This window comes from Variovorax endophyticus, from assembly GCF_025376855.1.
Classification (GTDB): domain Bacteria; phylum Pseudomonadota; class Gammaproteobacteria; order Burkholderiales; family Burkholderiaceae_C; genus Variovorax.
On sequence record NZ_JAHUTH010000053.1, the window covers coordinates 17240 to 36064 of the forward strand.

At 70.1% G+C, this 18825-nt stretch carries 18 protein-coding genes; 15 read left to right on the top strand and 3 right to left on the bottom strand.

All coding sequences use genetic code 11. The annotated features are described in order from the left end of the window. Positions 1-2 precede the first annotated feature (2 nt). The 7 genes from KV106_RS38730 to KV106_RS38760 all read left to right on the top strand — a co-directional run bounded on the left by KV106_RS38730 (position 3) and on the right by KV106_RS38760 (position 7887). Positions 3-686, top strand: coding sequence for a response regulator transcription factor (locus KV106_RS38730; protein ID WP_261217628.1), 684 nt, complete (start codon positions 3-5; stop codon positions 684-686). Continuing rightward, positions 679-2121: a sensor histidine kinase gene (locus tag KV106_RS38735; RefSeq protein WP_261217629.1), complete on the top strand. Its 1443-nt coding sequence runs from the start codon at positions 679-681 to the stop codon at positions 2119-2121. The genes KV106_RS38730 and KV106_RS38735 overlap by 8 nt, the downstream gene beginning before the upstream one ends. A 112-nt stretch (positions 2122-2233) precedes the next feature. Beyond that, positions 2234-3226: a glycosyltransferase family 2 protein gene (locus KV106_RS38740; RefSeq protein WP_261217631.1), complete on the top strand. Its 993-nt coding sequence runs from the start codon at positions 2234-2236 to the stop codon at positions 3224-3226. Then, positions 3223-4056 carry a ChbG/HpnK family deacetylase gene (locus KV106_RS38745; RefSeq protein WP_261217633.1) on the top strand — a complete coding sequence of 278 codons (834 nt, stop codon included), beginning with the start codon at positions 3223-3225 and terminating at the stop codon, positions 4054-4056. Before KV106_RS38740 ends, KV106_RS38745 begins: the two co-directional genes overlap by 4 nt. Before the next feature lie 147 nt (positions 4057-4203). Continuing rightward, positions 4204-5769, top strand: a complete 1566-nt coding sequence (locus tag KV106_RS38750; protein ID WP_261217635.1) for an AMP-binding protein — start codon at positions 4204-4206, stop codon at positions 5767-5769. A gap of 13 nt (positions 5770-5782) precedes the next feature. Next, on the top strand, positions 5783-6763 hold the full coding sequence (locus tag KV106_RS38755; RefSeq protein ID WP_057595089.1) for a Bug family tripartite tricarboxylate transporter substrate binding protein: 981 nt from the start codon (positions 5783-5785) through the stop codon (positions 6761-6763). Between the two features lie 80 nt (positions 6764-6843). Beyond that, positions 6844-7887: an AraC family transcriptional regulator gene (locus KV106_RS38760; RefSeq protein ID WP_057595090.1), complete on the top strand. Its 1044-nt coding sequence runs from the start codon at positions 6844-6846 to the stop codon at positions 7885-7887. A 1-nt stretch (position 7888) separates the two neighbouring features. Here KV106_RS38760 and KV106_RS38765 read toward each other — a convergent pair whose 3' ends face one another. Continuing rightward, entirely contained in the window at positions 7889-9001 is a 1113-nt protein-coding gene (locus KV106_RS38765; RefSeq protein WP_261217637.1) for a CaiB/BaiF CoA transferase family protein, read from the bottom strand. A 152-nt stretch (positions 9002-9153) separates the two neighbouring features. Between KV106_RS38765 and KV106_RS38770 the strand changes: the two genes are divergently transcribed. Then, on the top strand, positions 9154-10149 hold the full coding sequence (locus KV106_RS38770; RefSeq protein WP_057595092.1) for an NADPH:quinone oxidoreductase family protein: 996 nt from the start codon (positions 9154-9156) through the stop codon (positions 10147-10149). A gap of 33 nt (positions 10150-10182) precedes the next feature. Here the strand turns inward: KV106_RS38770 and KV106_RS38775 are convergent, their stop codons facing one another. Beyond that, on the bottom strand, positions 10183-11343 hold the full coding sequence (locus KV106_RS38775; protein ID WP_261217639.1) for an acyl-CoA dehydrogenase family protein: 1161 nt from the start codon (positions 11341-11343) through the stop codon (positions 10183-10185). A gap of 237 nt (positions 11344-11580) precedes the next feature. Between KV106_RS38775 and KV106_RS38780 the strand changes: the two genes are divergently transcribed. Further along, on the top strand, positions 11581-12108 hold the full coding sequence (locus KV106_RS38780; RefSeq protein WP_261217640.1) for a cytochrome P460 family protein: 528 nt from the start codon (positions 11581-11583) through the stop codon (positions 12106-12108). Between the two features lie 120 nt (positions 12109-12228). After that, positions 12229-12570 carry a helix-turn-helix domain-containing protein gene (locus KV106_RS38785; protein WP_261217642.1) on the top strand — a complete coding sequence of 114 codons (342 nt, stop codon included), beginning with the start codon at positions 12229-12231 and terminating at the stop codon, positions 12568-12570. A gap of 30 nt (positions 12571-12600) precedes the next feature. Here KV106_RS38785 and KV106_RS38790 read toward each other — a convergent pair whose 3' ends face one another. Further along, complete coding sequence (locus KV106_RS38790; RefSeq protein WP_261217643.1) at positions 12601-13497, bottom strand: LysR family transcriptional regulator; 897 nt, start codon at positions 13495-13497, stop codon at positions 12601-12603. A gap of 120 nt (positions 13498-13617) precedes the next feature. On the opposite strand from KV106_RS38790, the gene KV106_RS38795 reads away from it, so the two are divergent. From KV106_RS38795 to KV106_RS38815, 5 genes are all read left to right on the top strand, one after another. Beyond that, positions 13618-14565 carry an alpha/beta fold hydrolase gene (locus KV106_RS38795; protein WP_261217645.1) on the top strand — a complete coding sequence of 316 codons (948 nt, stop codon included), beginning with the start codon at positions 13618-13620 and terminating at the stop codon, positions 14563-14565. 34 nt (positions 14566-14599) lie between these two features. Then, positions 14600-15391 (top strand): SDR family NAD(P)-dependent oxidoreductase, encoded by a 792-nt coding sequence (locus KV106_RS38800; RefSeq protein WP_261217646.1) that lies wholly within the window; start codon positions 14600-14602, stop codon positions 15389-15391. 83 nt (positions 15392-15474) lie between these two features. Next, complete coding sequence (locus KV106_RS38805; protein ID WP_261217647.1) at positions 15475-15933, top strand: MarR family winged helix-turn-helix transcriptional regulator; 459 nt, start codon at positions 15475-15477, stop codon at positions 15931-15933. 63 nt (positions 15934-15996) lie between these two features. Next, positions 15997-17592, top strand: coding sequence for an MFS transporter (locus KV106_RS38810; protein WP_261217648.1), 1596 nt, complete (start codon positions 15997-15999; stop codon positions 17590-17592). Between the two features lie 26 nt (positions 17593-17618). Continuing rightward, positions 17619-18674, top strand: a complete 1056-nt coding sequence (locus KV106_RS38815) for an aldo/keto reductase (protein WP_261217649.1) — start codon at positions 17619-17621, stop codon at positions 18672-18674. The last annotated feature ends 151 nt before the right edge of the window (positions 18675-18825 follow it).

Consider the following 18825-nt stretch of genomic DNA (forward strand, 5'->3'; position numbering starts at 1 on the left):
CCATGCGAATCCTGTTGATCGAAGACGACCGCAAGGCGGCCCGGCTGCTCGCGCGCGGCCTCGAGGAGGAAGGCTTCGTGGTCGACGCGGTGCACAGCGCCGAGGAAGGCGACGAGCGGGCCTTCGTGCAGGCCTACGACCTGCTGGTCCTGGACTGGATGCTGCCGGGGGGCGACGGCCTCTCGCTGTGCCGCGAGCTGCGCCGGCGCGGCTGCGCGACGCCGGTGCTGATGCTCACGGCGCGCGATGCGCTGCGCGACCGCGTCGAGGGCCTGAACACCGGCGCCGACGACTACCTGACCAAGCCCTTCGCCTTCGACGAACTGCTGGCGCGCGTGCGCGCGCTGCTGCGCCGCCCGGAGAGCATGCGACCGGTGATCCTGTCGCTGGCCGACCTGAGCCTCGATCCGCAGCGCCAGCGCGCGCAGCGCGGCGGCGCGACGCTGGACCTGACGCACAAAGAGTTCGCGATCCTGCACATGCTGCTGCGGCATGCCGGCGAGGTGGTGAGCCGCGCGCGCCTGGCCGAACAGGTCTGGAAGGACGACCTGATCGGCATCGACAACCTGATCGACGTGCATGTGGGCAACCTGCGCCGCAAGGTCGACGCGGCACCGGCGCCGCCGCTGATCCGCACGGTGCGCGGCCGCGGTTTCCGGCTCGCGGCGGACGACGGCCATGCTTAGCCTGCGCCGGCGCCTGGTGCTGGTGCAGGTGGGCGTGACCGTCGCGGTCATGGCCATCGCGGCCTTCGGCGCCTATGCGGTGTTCGCGCGCAACGTGCACCGCGAGCTCGACGCCGCGCTGCTCGCACTGGCCGAGACCGAGCTCGGCATGCTGCTGTCGGCCGACGCGGGCAGCGCGGCCACGGTGCACGAGGCGCCCTCGGGACCGGGCGCGCCCTCCTTCGTGCGGCTCGACCGGCTGGTGCAGATCGTCGGCCCCGATGGCCGCGTGCTCGCGCGCAGCACCAACCTCGGCGAGGCCCAGTTGCCGATACCGCCGCTGCTGCGCGAGCGGCTCGCCGCGGGCGAGACCGTGTTCGAGACGCTCGAGGGCTTCGGCGAGGAACCCACGCGCATGGTCTCGGTGCCGGTGCCCGGCCGCGCGGCGACGCTGGCGGTGCAGGTGGCCGGCTCGCTCGACGACGTCAACCGCACGGTCGCGATGGCCAGCGTGCTGTTCCTCGTGCTCGGCGGCGCGCTGCTGCTGGCGCTGGGACTGGCCGGCACGCTGATCACGCGGCGCGCCTTCCGCGCCATCGACGAGGTGGTGCAGCAGGCGCACCGCATCAGCGACGCCAACCTCAGCGAACGGCTGCCGAGCCCTGGCACGGCCGACGAGGTCGGCCGGCTCGTCGAGACGCTCAACGCGATGCTGGCGCGCATCGAGCACGGCATGGAGGCGCAGCGGCGCTTCACCGCCGATGCCTCGCACGAGCTGCGCTCGCCGCTGTCGCGGCTGCGTACCGAGCTCGAGCTCGCGCTGCGCCGGCCGCGCGAACCCGCGGCTTATGTCCAGACCCTGCGCTCGGCGCTCGACGAGGTGGAATCGCTCTCGCTGCTGGTGGAGGAACTGCTGGTGCTGGCCCGCATCGACGCGGGCCAGGAGCGCGAGGCCGCGGAGACCGTGGCGCTCGACCGGCTGGCCGAGGAAGCGGTGCGGCGCCTCGAGCCGATGGCGCGCGAGCGCGGCATCCGGCTGCGGCTGGAGCTGCTCGCGCCGGTGGCGGTGCGCGTGGCGCGCGGCGCCGCGAACCTCGCGCTGGCCAACCTGCTCGACAACGCCCTGAAGTTCTCGCCCGATGGCGGCACCGTGCACGTCGACGTGTTCGCGCCACCGGGCAGCGGCGAGGCCGTGGTGCGCATCGCGGACCACGGTCCCGGCATCCGCAGCGACGAACTGCCGCACCTGTTCGAGCGCTTCTACCGCGGCGCCGGCGCGCGTTCGGACGAGACCACGCCGGGCCTGGGCCTCGGGCTCGCGCTGTCGCAGGCCGTGGTGCAGGGGCATGGCGGCCGCATCGAGGCGATGAACGCACCGGGCGGCGGCGCGCGCTTCGAGCTGCGGCTGCCGCTGGCCGCGGCGCGGCCGGAGCCGCCGATGCTGACCCCGCACTGACCGCGCGCAAAGGGTCGCGTCGCGCACATGGAATTGAGTGCTTTCCTATGCACAAGCTCGTAATCTCCAGCTCATTCTTCGTCACGGCATCCGAGGTGCCGCCGATCCATCCATGAACGCCCCCCTCTCCGAATCGAGGCTGCAGAGGCCGCAGGTCGCCCTACCGAGCATCTCGTGCGTCGTTCCGTGCTTCAACGAGGCGCGGAACCTGGGCACGCTGTTGCCGGAACTCGAGCGCATGCTGCGCGCCACCGGGTTGCGTTGGGAGGTGATCGTGGTCAACGACGGCAGCACCGACGACACCGACCTCGTGCTCGGCGCGTGGTGCGAGCGGCCCGGCATCCGCGGCCTCTCGCTGTCGCGCAACTTCGGCAAGGAAGCGGCCCTGACCGCCGGCCTGGGCGCGGCGCGCGGCGATGCGGTGGTGCTGCTCGACGGCGACATGCAGCACACGCCCGCGCTGGTGCGCGCCATGATCGACCAGTGGCGCGCGGGCGCGGAGGTGGTCTACGCGGTGCGCGAGGACCGCCGCGACGAGGGGCCGCTGAAGACCTGGAGCACGCGCCTGTTCTACCGGCTGCTCAACGCCTCCGACCGCTTCGCGGTGCCGGAGAACGCGGGCGACTTCCGCCTCATGGATCGCAAGGTGGTCGATGCGCTGCTGAAGCTGCCCGAGCGCAGCCGCTTCATGAAGGGCCTGTACGCCTGGGTCGGCTTTCGCGCCGTGGCGCTGCCCTACACGCCGGCGCCGCGCGCCGAGGGGCGCAGCCGCTTCAACGCGCGGCGCCTGTTCAAGCTGGCGCTCGACGGCCTCACCTCCTTCACCACCTGGCCGCTGCGCATGGTCAGCGTGGCCGGCCTGATGCTCGCGGTGCCGGCCTTCGGCTACGGCAGCTACGTGGTCTTCGACTACATGTGCTTCGGCAACGAGGTGTCGGGCTGGTCGACCATCGTCGTGAGCCTGATGTTCTTCATCGGCGTGCAGATGATCTCCACCGGCATCCTCGGCGAATACGTGGCGCGCATCTTCGAGGAGGTCAAGGGCCGGCCCGTCTACGTGGTGCGCGAGCAGCGCGGCCACGGCCTGGAAACCGAGGAGCCATGACCGCGCCCGCGGCCGCAACGCAACGGCTTTGCATCTGCGCCGACGACTTCGGCATGAGCGCGGGCATCAACGCGGCGGTGCTCGACCTGATCGCGCGGCGCAATCTCTCGGCCACCGGTTGCCTGGTGCTGCGCGAGGCCTGGCCATGGGGCCTGGCCGCGCTGCGGCGCGTCGATGCCGCGCGCGTCGACGTCGGCTTGCACCTGGACCTCACGCCGCCGCGGTCACCGGGCGCCGAGGAGCCCGGCCTGTGCCCGCTGGTGCTGCGCTGCTACGCACGGTCGATGCCGCGGGCGCGCCTGCGGCAGACCATCGCCGAGCAGCTCTCGCGCTTCGAGGAGGGCCTGGGCCGCGCGCCCGCCTTCGTCGACGGGCACCGGCATGTGCACCAGCTGCCGATGGTGCGCGAGCTGCTGCTCGAAGAGGTCTCGCGCCGTTACGCGGCGGCGCCGCCGTGGCTGCGCAACACGCGGCCCGGCGGCCTGGCGCTCAAGCCCCGGGTGATCCACGCGCTGGGCGGCCGTGCGCTGGTGCGCGACGCCGCGCTGCGCGCGATCCCGACGAGCCGGGGACTGCTGGGCGTCTACGACTTCGCGGGCGGGGTGGCGGGCTACCGGCGGCGCCTGCTCGCCTGGCTGTCCGCGGCGCGCAGCGGCGATGTGCTGATGTGCCATCCCTCGCTGGCCGAGGACGCGGGCACGCCGCACCAGGAGGCCCGGGCGGCGGAGTACACGGTGCTGGCGGGCATGGCGTTTCCATGGCGCGATCCCCGCGGCGGGCAGGTCGAGCTCGCGGCGTTGTCGGCGGGCGGCCTGCGGACAGGCGCCTGAGATCCGGCCAGGGCGCCGTCGCCGCGCGTCATGCAGTTTGATCGGCCCGGTCATGCCGTGCGCCGACCCGGCTTCGTATCCTCGGACCATTGAACGAGAGACAAGGTCCGCGCCACCCGAGGTGGCCAGGGCCCCACGGAGACCGTCTTGCCACCGAAAGAACCTGTCCTTGACGGCCTGGCGCGCTTCGCCGCCGAGGCCCCCGCACGACCGGCCGCCATCCTGGCCGAGACCGGCGAAACGCTGGACTACGGGCGCCTGCACGAACGCTCGGCGCGGCTCGCGCGCTTCCTCGCGGCCCGCCTCGAGGCCGGCGAGGTGGTGGCGATCCTGCTGGGCAACCGGCTCGAATACTTCGAGCTGACCTTCGCCGCGCGCCGCGCGGGCCTCTATTACGTGCCGATCAGCACGCACCTCACGCCGGGAGAGATCGACTACATCCTGCGGGACTCGGGCGCGCGCATCCTCCTGACCGAGACGGCGCTGCGGCCCTGGGCCGAGCGCGCGGCCTGGCCGGAACAGCTCGACGAGGTGCTCTGCATCGACGCCGACGATCCGGTCGACGGCGCCGCGAGCTACCGCGCGCTGGTCGAGGCCGACGGCCCGGTGCCGCCGCTGCCCGACCGGCCTTTGGGCCTGGACTTCGCCTACTCCTCGGGCACCACCGGCCGGCCCAAGGGCATCAAGCACAAGCTCGAGGACCAGCAGCTGCGCAAGGCGCTCGCGGGCGACTGGCTCTCGTTCTTCGCCTTCGATCCGGCGAGCGTCTATCTCTCGCCCGCGCCGCTCTACCATGCGGCGCCGCTGCGCTTCAGCGTGCGCTGCGTGGCCTTCGGTGGCACGGTGGTGCTGATGCGCCGCTTCGATGCCGAAGGCGCGCTCGCCGCGATCGCACGCTGGCGCGTCACGCATTCGCAATGGGTGCCGACGATGTTCATCCGCCTGCTCGCGCTGCCGGCCGAGCGCCGCGCGGCTCACGACCTCTCGAGTCACCGGCTGGCGCTGCATGCGGCCGCGCCCTGCCCCATCGAGGTCAAGCGCCGAATGATCGACTGGTGGGGCCCGATCGTCTGGGAGTACTACACCGGCTCGGAGCGCGCCGGCGCAACCGCGATCTCGGCGCCCGAATGGCTCGCGCATCCCGGCTCGGTGGGCCGCGCGAAGCAGGGCGTGCTGCACATCGTGGGCGACGACGGCGGCGAATGCGCGCCGATGGTCGACGGCCTAGTCTGCTTCGAGGGCGGGCCGAGCTTCGCGTACCACAACGATCCGGTGAAGACAGCCGAGACCCACACGCCGCAGGGCTGGGGCACCTTCGGCGACATCGGGCACGTCGATGCCGAGGGCTACCTCTACCTCACGGACCGGCGCGCCAACATGATCATCTCGGGCGGCGTGAACATCTATCCGCAGGAGGCGGAGAACCTGCTGCAGGACCATCCGCTGGTGCACGAGGTGGCCGTCATCGGCGTGCCGCATGCCGAGTTCGGCGAGGAGGTGAAGGCCGTGGTCCAGCTCAAGGACCCGGCGCTCGCCGGTGCCTCGACCGCGCAGCAGCTCATCGACCACTGCCGCGCCCATCTGTCGGCCATCAAGTGCCCGCGCAGCGTGGACTTCGCGACCGAGCTGCCGCGCACCGAGACCGGCAAGCTGCTCAAACGCGTGGTGCGCGACCGCTACCGCGCGCTCGCCGCGCCCGCTTCCCAACCGTGACGGAGACCCGACCATGACGATCGACATCGGACGCAGGCACTGGACGATGGCCCTGCTGGCCTCGCTGGCCGGCCTGCCCGAGCTGGCCAGCGCGCAGCAGGAAACCCGGCCGCTGACCCTGCTCGTGCCCTATGCCGCCGGCGGCGCGGCCGACCCCGTGGTGCGCCCGCTCGCGCAGCGCCTGCAGGAGGTGCTCGCGCGCACCGTGCTGGTCGACAACAAGGCCGGCGCCAATGGCCTCATCGGCACGCAGTACCTGCTGCGCCAGCCGCCCGACGGCCTGACGGTGCTGTTCCACATCACGAGCCTGATCCAGAACATCGCGCTGTCGCGCGGCAAGCCGCCCTACGACTTCGCCAAGGACATCGAGCCGCTGGTGCTGCTGGGCCGCCAGGCGGTGGTGCTGGTGGTGCCCGCGTCGAGCCCCTACCAGAGCCTGGCCGACCTCGCGCGCGCTGCCAAGGCCAACCCGGGCAACTTCTCGTTCGGCTCCTATGGCGCGGGCTCGACCTCGCACATCTACGGCGAGCAGCTGCGCGCGGCCTGGAACATCGAGATGCCGCACGTGGCCTTCCGCGGCACCAGCCCGCTGCTGCAGGACATGCTGGGGGGACGCGTGCCGATGGCCTTCGTCTCGGCCGCCACCGCGATCGAGCGCCAGGGCGACAAGGGACTGCGCTCGATCGCGGTGGCGCACAGCAAGCGGCTGACGGCGCTGCCGCAGGTGCCGACGCTGCACGAGCTCGGCTATGCAGGCTTCGACTACACGGGTTGGTGGGGCCTGTTCCTGCGCGCGGGCACGCCGGCGCCGGTGGCCGAGCGCCTGCGCAACGCGATCCGCGCCATCCTGCAGGAGCCCGACATGGTCGGCCGGCTGCAGCTCGCGGGCCTCGAGCCCAGCAGCGAGACGCCCGAGCAGATCACCGCCGCGATGCAGAACGAGTACCGCCACTGGGAGGCGCTGAGCCGGCGCTTCAACATCACGGCCGATTGACGGCGCCGCGCGTGCGGGCGGCGCGACAATGCGAAGCGCATGCCCGCGCCTTCCCGCACCAGTCCGCACCCGCCCGCTTCATGACCGCCGCCCCCGGCCCCTCGCCGAGCGCCACGCCGCCGCCGATCGCCGGCTGGTTCGTGCAGCTGTTCCTGCGCAGCGCGGCCCTGCCGCCGGCGCAGGCCGAGGCGGTACTGCGCCGTTCGGGCATCGATCCGCGGCAGCTGGATGCGCGCGGGTTGCGCGTCAGCGAGCAGGCCTTCACGCGCTTCCTGATCCTGCTGGCGCGGCGCGCGCGCGACGAGGCCTGGGGCATCGCCTCGCGGCCGATACCGCCGGGCACCTTCCACACCCTGTGCCGGCTGATCGTCAATTGCCGCACGCTCGGCGAGGCGCTGGTCGTCATCGGCCGCTTCTATGCGCTGGTGGTCGACGACTTCTCGATCAAGATCCGCCGCGAAGGCGGCGAGGCCATCGTCTGGCTCAAGCCGCTGCGCGCGCTCTCACCCGAGCGGCATGTGGCGCTGCATGGGGCGACCATCTTCCTGCTCTACCAGTTCATGTGCTGGCTGGTCGACCGCCGCATTCCGCTGACCGCGGTGGAGTTCTCGTATCCGCGCCGGCCGGCCAGCGCCGAGACGCTGCGCACCTACGACACGCGCGAGATCCGCTTCGAGCAGCCGTTCACCGCGCTGCGGCTCGAATGCCACCTGGCCTCGCTGCCGATCATCGGCGGCGAGGAGCGCCTGAGCCGCTTCCTCTCGGAAGCGCCGCGCATGCTCATCACCCGCTACTACGACCAGAGCCGCGTCAGCGACCGCGTGAAGTCCATCCTGCGCGCGCAGGTGGGCACGCCGATGAGCCTGGACGACGTGGCGGCCCGCCTCCACATGACGCCGGTGACCCTGCGACGGCATCTGGTCGACGAGGGCTGCGGCTTCTCCGAACTGCGCGACGACGTGCGCCGCCGCGCGGCGCTCGACATGGTGCGCCAGGGCCATGTGAAGCTCGAGACCATCGCGCTGCGGCTGGGCTTCGCCGAGTACAGCACCTTCCATCGGGCCTTTCGGCGCTGGACCGGCACGGGGCCGACCGAGTACCGGGCCAACCCGCCGGCCTCCTGATTCAGGGTCCTGGCCGCGCCCAGTCCGCCAGCCAGTGCGCATCGGCCACCACCGATGTCGCGGGGCGCGGCAGCGAAGGTGAATGGCTGAAGCGCGGCGCCGGCGCGGGCTGCAGTTCGCCTTCGAGTTCGACGAAGGTGCCGCGCGCCACGAGGTGCGGATCGCGCGTGCTCGCGCCGAGGCTGTGGACTGGCGCGACGCAGGCGTCGCCGCCTTCGAACAACGCCTCCCAGTGCGCGCGTGGCTCGCGCGCGAACAGCGCCTCGAGCGCGCGCGCCTGCTCGGGCCAGCGATCGCGATCGTGCTGCGCGAACGCCTTGGCATCCAGGCCCAGGCGCGCGAGAAATTCGGCATGGAACTGCGGCTCGATCGCGCCCACCGCCAGGTGCAGCCCGTCGGCGCAACGGTAGCTGCGGTAGTACGGCGCGGCGCCATCGAGCACGTTGGCCTGCCGCTCGTCGCGCCAGCGCGAGGCGGCGCGCAGGCCATGGATCAGCGACAGCAGCGACACCGCGCCGTCGCAGATCGCGGCATCGACGACCTGGCCGCGCCCGCTGCGCGCCGCCTCGTGCAGGGCCGCGAGCACGCCCACGGCCAGGTAGAGCGCGCCGCCGCCATAGTCTCCGACGAGGTTCAGCGGCACGCTGGGCGCCTCGACGGGACCGATGGGATGCAGCGCGCCGGCGACCGCGAGGTAGTCGATGTCATGGCCTGCCTGGTGGCTGCGCGGGCCGTCCTGTCCCCAGCCGGTCATGCGGCCGAACACCAGCGCGGGCCGCAGCGCGAACAGCTCGGCGGGGCCGAGCCCCAGCCTTTCCATCACGCCGGGACGAAAGCCCTCGATCGCCACGTCGGCATGGCGCAGCAGTTCGCGCGCGGTCGCGAGTCCTTCCGCCGCGCGCAGGTCGAGTGCGAGGCGTCCGCGGCCACGCATCGTCGCGCCGCGCTCCATCTGCGCCGCGCCAGGCCGCTCGATGCGCGCGACCCGCGCGCCCATGTCGGCGAGCAGCATCGCGGTGAAGGAGACCGGGCCCAGGCCCGCGAACTCCACGACCCGCAGGCCGCGCAAGGGGCCGGCGGGCGATGATGGCGTGTTCTTCGACGTGTCGTGCATCGCCGCATGGTGCCGTCGCGCTTGCACGGCCGCGATGACCGCCGCGCTCGTTCCCCATGACCCCTGCGCGCCGCGCCATGCGGGTTGCGCGCGGCGGTCATGGCGCGGGCCGGACCGGCCTTTCATCATGGCGCTAACCAAAGGAGCCGAACATGAAAGCATGGGTGAGTCATCGCCCCGGGGGACCGGAGACGCTGGTGTGGCAGGAGCTGCCCGATCCGGTGCCCGCCGAGGGCGAGGTGCTCGTGAAGATCGCCGCGGTGGGCGTCAACTATCCCGACGGGTTGCTGATCCGCGACCTCTACCAGGTCAGGCCCGAACGGCCCTTCGTTCCGGGCAGCGAGTTCTGCGGCGTGGTGGAGCAGGCCGGCCCGGGCGTGTCGGGCCTGCGCGAGGGCGACCTCGTCATCGGCCGCTGCGGCTGGGGCGCCATGGCCGATCGCATCGCGGTGGCGGAGCAGCGATGCGTGCGCGTGCCGGCCGACACGCCGCGCACGCAGGCGGCCGCCTTCATGTTCGCCTATGCCACCGCCTACCACGCACTGTGCGATGCCGCCCAGCTGCGTGCGCAACAGACGGTCCTGGTGCTCGGCGCCGCTGGCGGCGTGGGATCGGCCGCGGTCGAGGTCGCGCATGCGCTCGGCGCGCGCGTGGTGGCCGCCGTGTCCTCGCCGTCCAAGCTGGCCTTCGCGATGGCGCGTGGCGCTTCGTGCGGGCTGGTCTACGAGCAGCAGGTGGAAGGCCGGGAGGCGCAACAGGCGCTCGCGCGCCGCCTCAAGGAGGCGGTCGGCGGCGACGGCTGCGACGTGGTGTTCGATCCGGTCGGTGGCGGCTACACCGAACCCTCCTTGCGCAGCCTGCGCCGCGGCGGCCGCCACCTGGTGGTGGGCTTCACCGCCGGCATCCCGAGCGTGCCGCTCAACCTGGCGCTGCTCAAGAGCCGCCACATCGTCGGCGTGGACTGGCGCAGCTTCGTGCAGCAGGACCCGAAGCTCAACGACCGCAACGTGCACTCGCTGCTCGCGATGTGGCGCGAGGGCCTGCTGCAGCCGGAGGTGACCGAGACCTTCGCCTTGGCCGATGCGCCCGCGGCCATCGCGCGACTCGATGCGCGCGGCGCGCTCGGCAAGATCGTCGTGGTCGCGTGAAGGCGGCGGCCGCCCGGGCCGCCGCTTTCTTCATCAGTTCAACTCGCCCGACAGGATCTCGCGCGCCATCACGATCTTCATGATCTCGGTCGAGCCTTCCATCTGCTTGCACATGCGCAGCAGGTTGTGGAAGTCGAAGAACGGATAGTCCTCGATCGCGAGGCCGCGCCCACCCAGCACCTGCATCGAGCGGTCGATCACCCGCAGCCCCGCATCCACGCAGTAGGCCTTCACCATGGCCGCCTGCATCCGCGAGGCCGAGTAGCCGCCGCGCGCCACCATCCAGGCCGCGTAGTAGGTGTTGAGGCGGATCGATTCGATGTCGTACTGGTTGTCGGTCAGCATCCACTGGATCGCCTGGTTGTCGCCGAGCGCCTTGCCGAACACCCTGCGCTCGCGCGCGTATTCGACGGCCAGTTCCTGGCTGCGTTCGGCCATGCCGAGCGCGGTGCCGCCCAGCCTTAGGCGGAAGCGATTGAACTGGTGCTGCGCGATGGAGAAGCCCTCGCCCTCCGCGCCCAGCAGGTTCTCGGCTGGCACGATCACGTTCTCGAGCCGCACCTCCTGCTCCGTGCCCCACTGCCGCGCGATCACCGGGATGTCGCGTGACTTCGTGAAGCCCGGCGTGTCGTTGTCGACCAGGAACACGCTGATGCCCTTCGGGCCCTTGCTCGGATCGGTGACCGCCGCGACCGCCGTGTACGACGCGAAGTGATGGCCGGTGCGCCACATCTTCGTGCCGTTGAGCACCCAGTGGTCGCTCTTTCGCACCGCCGTCGTGCGGATGCCCGCGAGGTCCGAGCCGGCCTCGGGTTCGGTGAAGCACATCGACCAGCCGGTCCTGCCCTCGAGCACCGGATAGAGATACTTCTCGCGGATCTTCTCGGGCGCCTGGTAGAGCACCGGCCACGGCGCGAACGGCCCGCCGGGCATGCGTCGCGGCGACTTCGAGAACTCGGCCAGCACGATCACGTCCTCCATCGGCCCCAGGCCCTGGCCGCCGAATTCCTTCGGCACGATCAGCTTGGCCAGTCCGTATTCGGCCAGCTTGGCCTTCAGGTGTGCATTGAGCTCGGGGCTGTAGTCGCAGTTGGCGGCCGGCCATTCGCGGTAGTGCGGCAGGACGACCGTCCCGATGAAGCTGCGTGCGCGCTGCTGAAGATCGCGTTGCGCGGGGTCGAGTTCGAAATCCATGGTGTGCCTCTCGTGTTCGGACATGCGCCCGATGGCATGTCAACGCAATGGATTGGATCGGCGCGGGCGTGTGGCTTCCATGGCACCGTCGTTCAAACTGCATGACATTGCCGCCCGGTCCGTGGCGAATCGCAGTGTGTCGCGTACGCGGCGCGGATACACGGGCATACGAAGGCCGCGCCATGGCGCGCGGAGGCGCCGAAGAATCGCGGCGCCCCCACTTCAAGGACGCCTTCGATGAAAACCTTCCGCATGGAAATCGCCGCCGTGACGCTCGCGCTCGGCGCCTGCGCGTTCGCAGCCGTGTCGCTCGCCGCGGACGGCAAGCCCGCCGTGCCCGCCACGTCCGCCGCATCGCCGATCTATGGCGTGACGATCCCCAAGGGCTACCGCGAATGGCAGCTGATCGCGCCCGCGCTGGAGTCCGAGCCGCTCAACGAACTGCGCGTGGTGCTCGGCAACAAGACCGCCGTCGATGCCTACAAGAAGGGCACGCTGCCTTTCCCCGACGGCACAGTGCTGACCAAGCTCGCGTGGAAGCACGTGCAGTCGCCGGATTTCGAGCCCGCGCTGGTGCCGGGCATGGCGACCACGGTGCAGGTGATGGTCAAGGACTCGAAGAAGTACGCCGCCACCGGCGGCTGGGGCTTCGGCCGCTTCGTCGACGGCAAGCCGGTGGACATCGCGCAGCACCAGACCTGCTTTGCCTGCCATGCGGCGCGGGTGAAGGACAGGGACTATGTGTTCACGCGGCTGGCGCCTTGAGGGGGAATCTCCTGACGGGAAAGACATGCGGACTGCCCCGGCCGAGCGAAAAGAAACGGCACGAACGATCGCGTGGTTCGCTACGAGCGTGGAGTCCGGCCACTCGGCCCGCGTCTGGAAATGCACTCAGCGCACACGCGGCAACTGCGCGCGAGCGCGCGCGCCATCTCGCTCGACCCTTCGGACCGCCGGACCCTGCAGGACTGGGCCGCCGAGACCGGCACCAGCGAGCGCACCCTGACCCGGCTGTGCACGGCGCAGACCGGTCTGAGCTTCGGCCGCTGGCGGCGCCAGCTGCACATGATCGTCGCGCTTCGCGAACTGTCGGGCGGCGCGACCGTGCAGCAGGTGGCCTATGGCCTGGGCTACGAGTCGCCGTCCGCCTTCATCACGATGTTCAAGAAAGCCTTCGGCAAGCCGCCGGCCACCTACATCGCCGAACGCTTCAAAGTGGGCGCGTGAGCATCCGCTGCGTCGAGCAACGCACGCTCGCTACATCGTCGCCCCCTGAAAAGCCTCGACCAGGAAGTCGACCATCACCCGCACCTTGGCGCTGAGATGGCGACGGCTGGCGTAGATCGCCAGGATGTCGATGGGGGGCATGTGATAGCCCGGCATGACCTCGACGAGCCGGCCGGCCCGCACGTCCTCGCCGAGCACGAAGCTCGGCTGCCAGATGACACCGGCGCCGGCGAGGGCCGCGGCACGGGCGGTCTGACCGTTGTTCGCGCGCAGGGCCCAGCGCACGCGAACCGATTCCAGCGTTCCGCCGGGCCCGGCGAACTGCCACTCGTCCGAGGTCGCGCCATAGGTGTAGCCCAGGCACGGGTGCCGTGACAGGTCCACGGGAACCTCGGGCATGCCGTGCCTCGCCAGGTAGTCGGGCGAGGCGCACACGAGGTTCTGCGAGCGGCCCAGGTGGCGCGCGATGTGATTGCCCGAGGTGGTCCGCGAGATGCGGATGGCGAGGTCGTAGCCCTCCTCGACGATGTCGACCACGCGGTCGATGAGCGCGATGTCGAGTTCGACATCGGGGTACTTCGCCATGAACTTCGGCCACAGCGGTGCCAGCACGAGGCTGCCGAAGCTCAGCGGCGCGTTGAGGCGCAGGCGGCCTCGCGGCTGGAGCGACGCGGTGGTCGCGAGCGCCTCGGTCTCGGCCACCTCCTCGAGGATCGACTTCGCCCGGTCGAACAGGGCTTCGCCGCCCTCGGTGAGCGACAGGCGGCGCGAGGTGCGGTTGATCAGCCGCGTGCGCAGGTGGGCTTCGAGTTCGTTGACGTAGCGCGTCACGTTGGCCGGGGAGGTGTCGAGCGCGTCGGCCGCCTTGACGAAGCTGCCGCGCGCGACCACGGTCACGAACACCTCGTACGCACGCAATCGGTCCATGGCCCTGGGCTCCAATCATTCATGAAAGCTGAATGAGTAAACCACTTTTGGGGCCTTTCTGGAAGTGAAGCTGAATCATAAATTCGCTTCACCCCAAAACACAGACCGAAAGGCCTAGACATGAACACCACCCATCCCGCCCCCACCCGCCGCGCGCTGATCGCCGGCGCCGCCGCATTCGGCGCCGCGCTGAGCTTCGGCTCCGTGGCGCACGCCGCGCCCGCAGTCGACGCGGTGCCGGGCTTTCGCGCAGGCAGCGCCGAGGTGAACGGCACCCGCATCGACTACCGCATCGGCGGCACCGGGCCGGCCATCGTGCTGCTGCACGGCTACGCCGAGACCGGCCACATGTGGAACCCGCTGATGCCGCTGCTGGCGAAGACGCACACCGTGGTCGTGCCCGACCTGCGCGGTGCGGGCAATTCGTCGAAGCCCGAGACCGGCTACGGCAAGAAGAACATGGCCGTCGACATCCACGAGCTCGTCAAGTCGCTCGGCATCCGCAACGTGAGCATCGTCGGCCACGACATCGGCCTGATGGTGGCCTATGCCTATGCCGCGCAGTTCCCGTCGGAGACCGACAAGGTGGTGCTCATGGACGCCTTCCTGCCCGGCATCGGCGCCTGGCAGAACGTCTGGCTGCTGCGCGACCTCTGGCATTTCCATTTCCACGGCGCGACGCCGCTGGCGCTGGTGCACGGACGAGAGCGCATCTACTTCGAGCATTTCTGGAACGACTTCGCGGCCGACCCCAAGCGCTCGGTGCCCGAGGCCGATCGCCGCTTCTATGCCAAGGCCTACGCGCAGCCCGGCGGCATGCGCGCTGGCTTCGAGTACTTCAAGGCCTTCGAGCAGGACGCGGCCGAGTTCGCCGAACTGGGCAAGACGCCGCTGCCGATGCCGATGCTGGTTCTCTCCGGGGAAAAGGCCGGTGGCACTTTCCTGATCGACCAGGGCAAGATGGTCGCGACCCACGTGCAGGGCGTGATCGTCAAGGGGTCCGGCCACTGGCTGATGGAAGAGGCGCCCGAGCAGGTCATTCCCGCGCTGGTCAATTTTTTGGGCTGACGCCCGTCTGGTCATCGACACAAGGAGCATCGACATGGATCTACAACTGAAGGGCAAGCTGGCCCTGGTCAGCGGCAGCACCGCCGGCATCGGCTACGCGATCGCGCACACGCTGGCCCGCGAGGGCGCCAGCGTCATCGTCAACGGCCGATCGCAGGCATCGGTCGACGAGGCCGTGGAGCGCATCCGCTCGGAGACGCAGGGCACGGTGGTCGGCTACGCCGGGGACCTCAGCCAGGCCGACGCCGCCGAGGAGGTCGTGCGCCGCCACCCCGGCATCGGCATCCTCGTCAACAACCTCGGCATCTTCGAGGCCAAGGCCTTCGAGGACATCCCCGACGCGGATTGGCTGCGCTTCTTCGACGTCAACGTGCTGAGCGGCGTGCGGCTCGCGCGCCTGGTGCTGCCGGAGATGAAGCGGGCGAACTGGGGTCGGATCATCTTCATCTCGAGCGAAAGCGCGGTGCAGATACCGACCGAGATGGTCCACTACGGCATGACGAAGACAGCGCAGATCGCGGTGTCGCGCGGGCTCGCGGAATCGATGGCGGGCACGAACATCACGGTGAACAGCGTGCTTCCGGGCCCGACGAAATCGCGTGGCGTCGGCGACTTCGTCGAGGGCATGGCGCGATCGAGCAGCAAGAGCTTCGAGCAGGTCGAGGCGGAGTTCTTCGAGCAGATCCGCCCGACCTCGCTGATCAAGCGCTTCGCCACGCCGCAGGAAGTCGCTTCGCTCGTGGCCTATGTGGCGAGCCCGCTCGCGTCGGCGACGACGGGTGCTGCGCTGCGCGTGGATGGTGGCGTGGTCAAGAGCGCCTTCTGACGACCTCGCGGTGAATGCCCGGGAGCCGCCCCGCGGAAACACTACCGCCCTCGCGGTTTATGGGCATATACCCATAATTGCGCATGACCTCCGCCCATCACCACCACGGCATGTGCTGCAGCACCGCGCTGCGCAAGGCCACGCGCCGCGTCACGCAGCTCTATGACGAAGCGCTGGCACCCGTGGGGCTGCGCTCCACCCAGTACTCGATCCTGATGGAGTTGAGCCGGCGCGCCAGCGAGGCGCCCAGCCTCCAGGTGCTGGCGGATGCGCTGGTGATGGACCGCTCCGCCCTGGGCCACACCTTGCGCCCACTGGAACGCGATGGCTTGCTGGCACTGCAGCATGGCGAGTCGGACCGCCGCCAGCGGCAGGTCGTGCTGACCCGCAAGGGGCAGGCGCTCGTCGCCCGCGCGCAGCCGCTGTGGCAGCGCGCGCAGGACCGCTTCTGCGAGGTGTTCGGCGAAGCGGAAGCGGCGATATTGCGCACCACCTTGCTCGATATTGCCGCGGACGAGCGGCTGAGCTCGCGGGCGTCCTGATTTCCGGGTTTGCATTCACCTCGTTCTTCATTGGCCTAAATATGGGCATATGCCCTCAAATCCATGAACACCCTTCCTCCATCCCCTGCCGCCGCGCAGGATTCGCGTCGACAGCGAGCCGTCCTGCTGGTGGCCTCCATGGTGTGCTCGCTGGTGATGCTCGACACCAACGTGGTGGCGGTCGCCCTGCCCACCATCGCGCACAGGCTCGATGCCGAGTTCGCGGACATGCAATGGGTGATCACCGCGTACATGCTGCCCTTCGCGGCCCTGCTCATGGCCGCGGGCTCGCTGTGCGACCGGTATGGCCGGCGACGCATCATGGTGATCGGGCAGGTGCTCTTCGCCGGCGCTTCGCTGTTCTGCGGCACGGCGCCGGCAGCCTGGGTGCTCAACGTGTCGAGGGCCTTCCAGGGCATCGGCGCGGCCCTGCTGCTGACGGCGGCGCTGGCGGTGATCAATCACAGCTTCCAGGGACCGGCGCGCGCACGGGCCTATGCGTTCTGGGGCGCCTGCCTCGGCATCGCCATCACCTGCGGGCCCATCCTCGGCGGCGTGATCTCGAGCACCATCGGCTGGCACTGGGTGTTTCTCATCAACCTGCCCATCGGCGTGGTGCTGATCGCCGCCACGCTGCGCGTGGTGGAGGAATCGCGCGACAAGGAGGCCGTGCGGCTGGACTATAGGGGCGTCGCCACCTTCAGCGGTGCGCTGTTCCTGCTGACCTGGGCAGCCATCGACGGCAACGCGCTGGGCTGGTCCTCGCCCGCGGTGCTGTGGCGACTGATCGGCGGCGTGCTGCTGCTCGAGGCCTTTGTCGTGATCGAGGGCCTGCAGTCGCGGCCCATGGTCGACTTCAGGTTGCTGCGCTCGCCGGCCTTCGTCGGCAGCGCTTTCGCCATGGTGGGCTATGCGGCGGGGGCGCAGGTCATGCTGTTCTACCTGCCGCTGTATCTGCAGAACGCCTACGGACTGTCGCCCGCCAGCGCCGGCCTCTCGATGCTGCCGTTCGCGCTGCCCATGTTCCTGGTGCCGCGCATCGCCGCTTACTACACGGCCGGGTGGACGCCGCGCGCCTTGCTGTGCCTGGGCCTGGGATTGAGCGGCGCGGCGAATGCGGCCATGGCGCTGCTGGCCACCGGCGGCTCGGCTTACCTTGCCTTCGCCTGTGCGATGGCGCTCGCCGGCACCGGCGCGGGCCTGCTCAACGGCGAAACGGCCAAGGCCATGCAGGGCGCGATCCCGCCGCAGCGCGCGGGCATGGCCTCGGGGCTGGCAGGTACCACGCGCTTCAGCGGCCTGCTGGCGGGCGTAGCCGGATTGGGCGCGGTGCTGGTGGCGGTGGCCAGCGCGGACTTCCAGCGCGCGGCGGCGCAGTGGCCGTTGGCGCCCGCGCTGGCGCGGGATGTGGCGAAGCGCTTCAGCGCGGGCGATGTGGCAGGGGCGCTGCATGAGTTGCAGACCCTGCCCGCTGGCGCGGCGGACGCTGCCGCCACTGCGTTGCGATATGCATTCAGCAACGGATTCGCGGCGGCCGCCTGGTCCGCCGCCGGCGTGGCCGTGGTCGCGCTGGCGCTGACACGGCTGCTGATGCCCGGCCGCGATGCCCATGCGGTGAACGGCCCGCAGGAGGCGCACTTGGTCGCGCCAAGCGAGTGATCGTCCATCCACGAAGGAGAAATTCCATGCGCTATCGTCTTCTCGGCCGCAAGTCCGGCCTCCGGGTTTCCGAATTCGCACTCGGTGTCGCCCTGTTCGGCACGGGCTGGGGCTACGGCTCCGAGCATGCCGAGGCGCACCAGGTCCTCGACCGCTACCTCGAGGCCGGCGGCAACTTTTTCGACACCGCCGACGGCTACCAGTTCGGCCAGTCCGAATCCATGCTGGGCGAGTTCATCGCGCCGATCCGCGACGACATCGTGGTGGCGACGAAGTACAGCGGCGGCGCCTCGAAGGAGCCGACGCTGGCGAAGACCGGCAACAGCCGCAAGAACCTCGTCTACTCCGTCGAACAGAGCCTGCAGCGGCTCAAGACCGACCGTATCGACCTGCTGTGGGTCCATCACTCCGACAACGTCACGCCCGCGGAAGAAATTCTCCGGGGGCTCGATGACCTCGTGCGCGCGGGGAAGATCCTTTATGCAGGCTTCTCGAACTTTCCGGCCTGGCGCATCGCGCGCGCGGATTTGCTGTCGGAATTGCGTGGCTGGTCGCCGCTTGTGGGCGTGCAGTTCGAATACAGCCTGATCGAACGCAGCGCCGACAGGGAGCTGATGCCGATGGCCGAAGCGCTGGGCCTGGCGGTCGTCGTGTGGTCGCCTCTGGGAGGCGGCCTGCTCACGGGCAAGTACCGCAACGGGGAACAGGGCCGGCTCCAGGGCATGGGCCGGGTCATCCGAACCGAGAAGACCGAGCGCGACGCGGCCGTCGTGGATGCCGTGATCGAAGCGGGCGCGCAGCTCGGGCGATCGCCGGCTGAAGTCGCGCTGGCATGGCTCGGCAGCAAGGCGCGGAACTCCACCACGTCGATCATTCCGATCATCGGACCGCGGACGGTAGAGCAGCTCGACAACAACCTTCTGGCGCTCGATCTGAAGCTGCCGCGGGACCTGGTGAACCAGCTCGATCAGGTCAGCCAGATCGCTCCAGGTGTGCCGTTCGAGGTCAATGCGGAGACGCTTCCGCGGATGCTGGGCGGACGTCCTCAGTTGGTGGATCTGCCTCCGATCAAGGCGGTCTGATTGAATTGCCAATTAAAAAAGCGCATCGTTTTGGACAATGCGCTTTTTGTTTCTGCTTCTGCGTTGCTTTTGCTTGCGCAAAGAAAAAAGCCCCAACCGATTGGTTGGGGCTTTTTTGGCTGTAATAGCCTGACGATGACCTACTTTCACA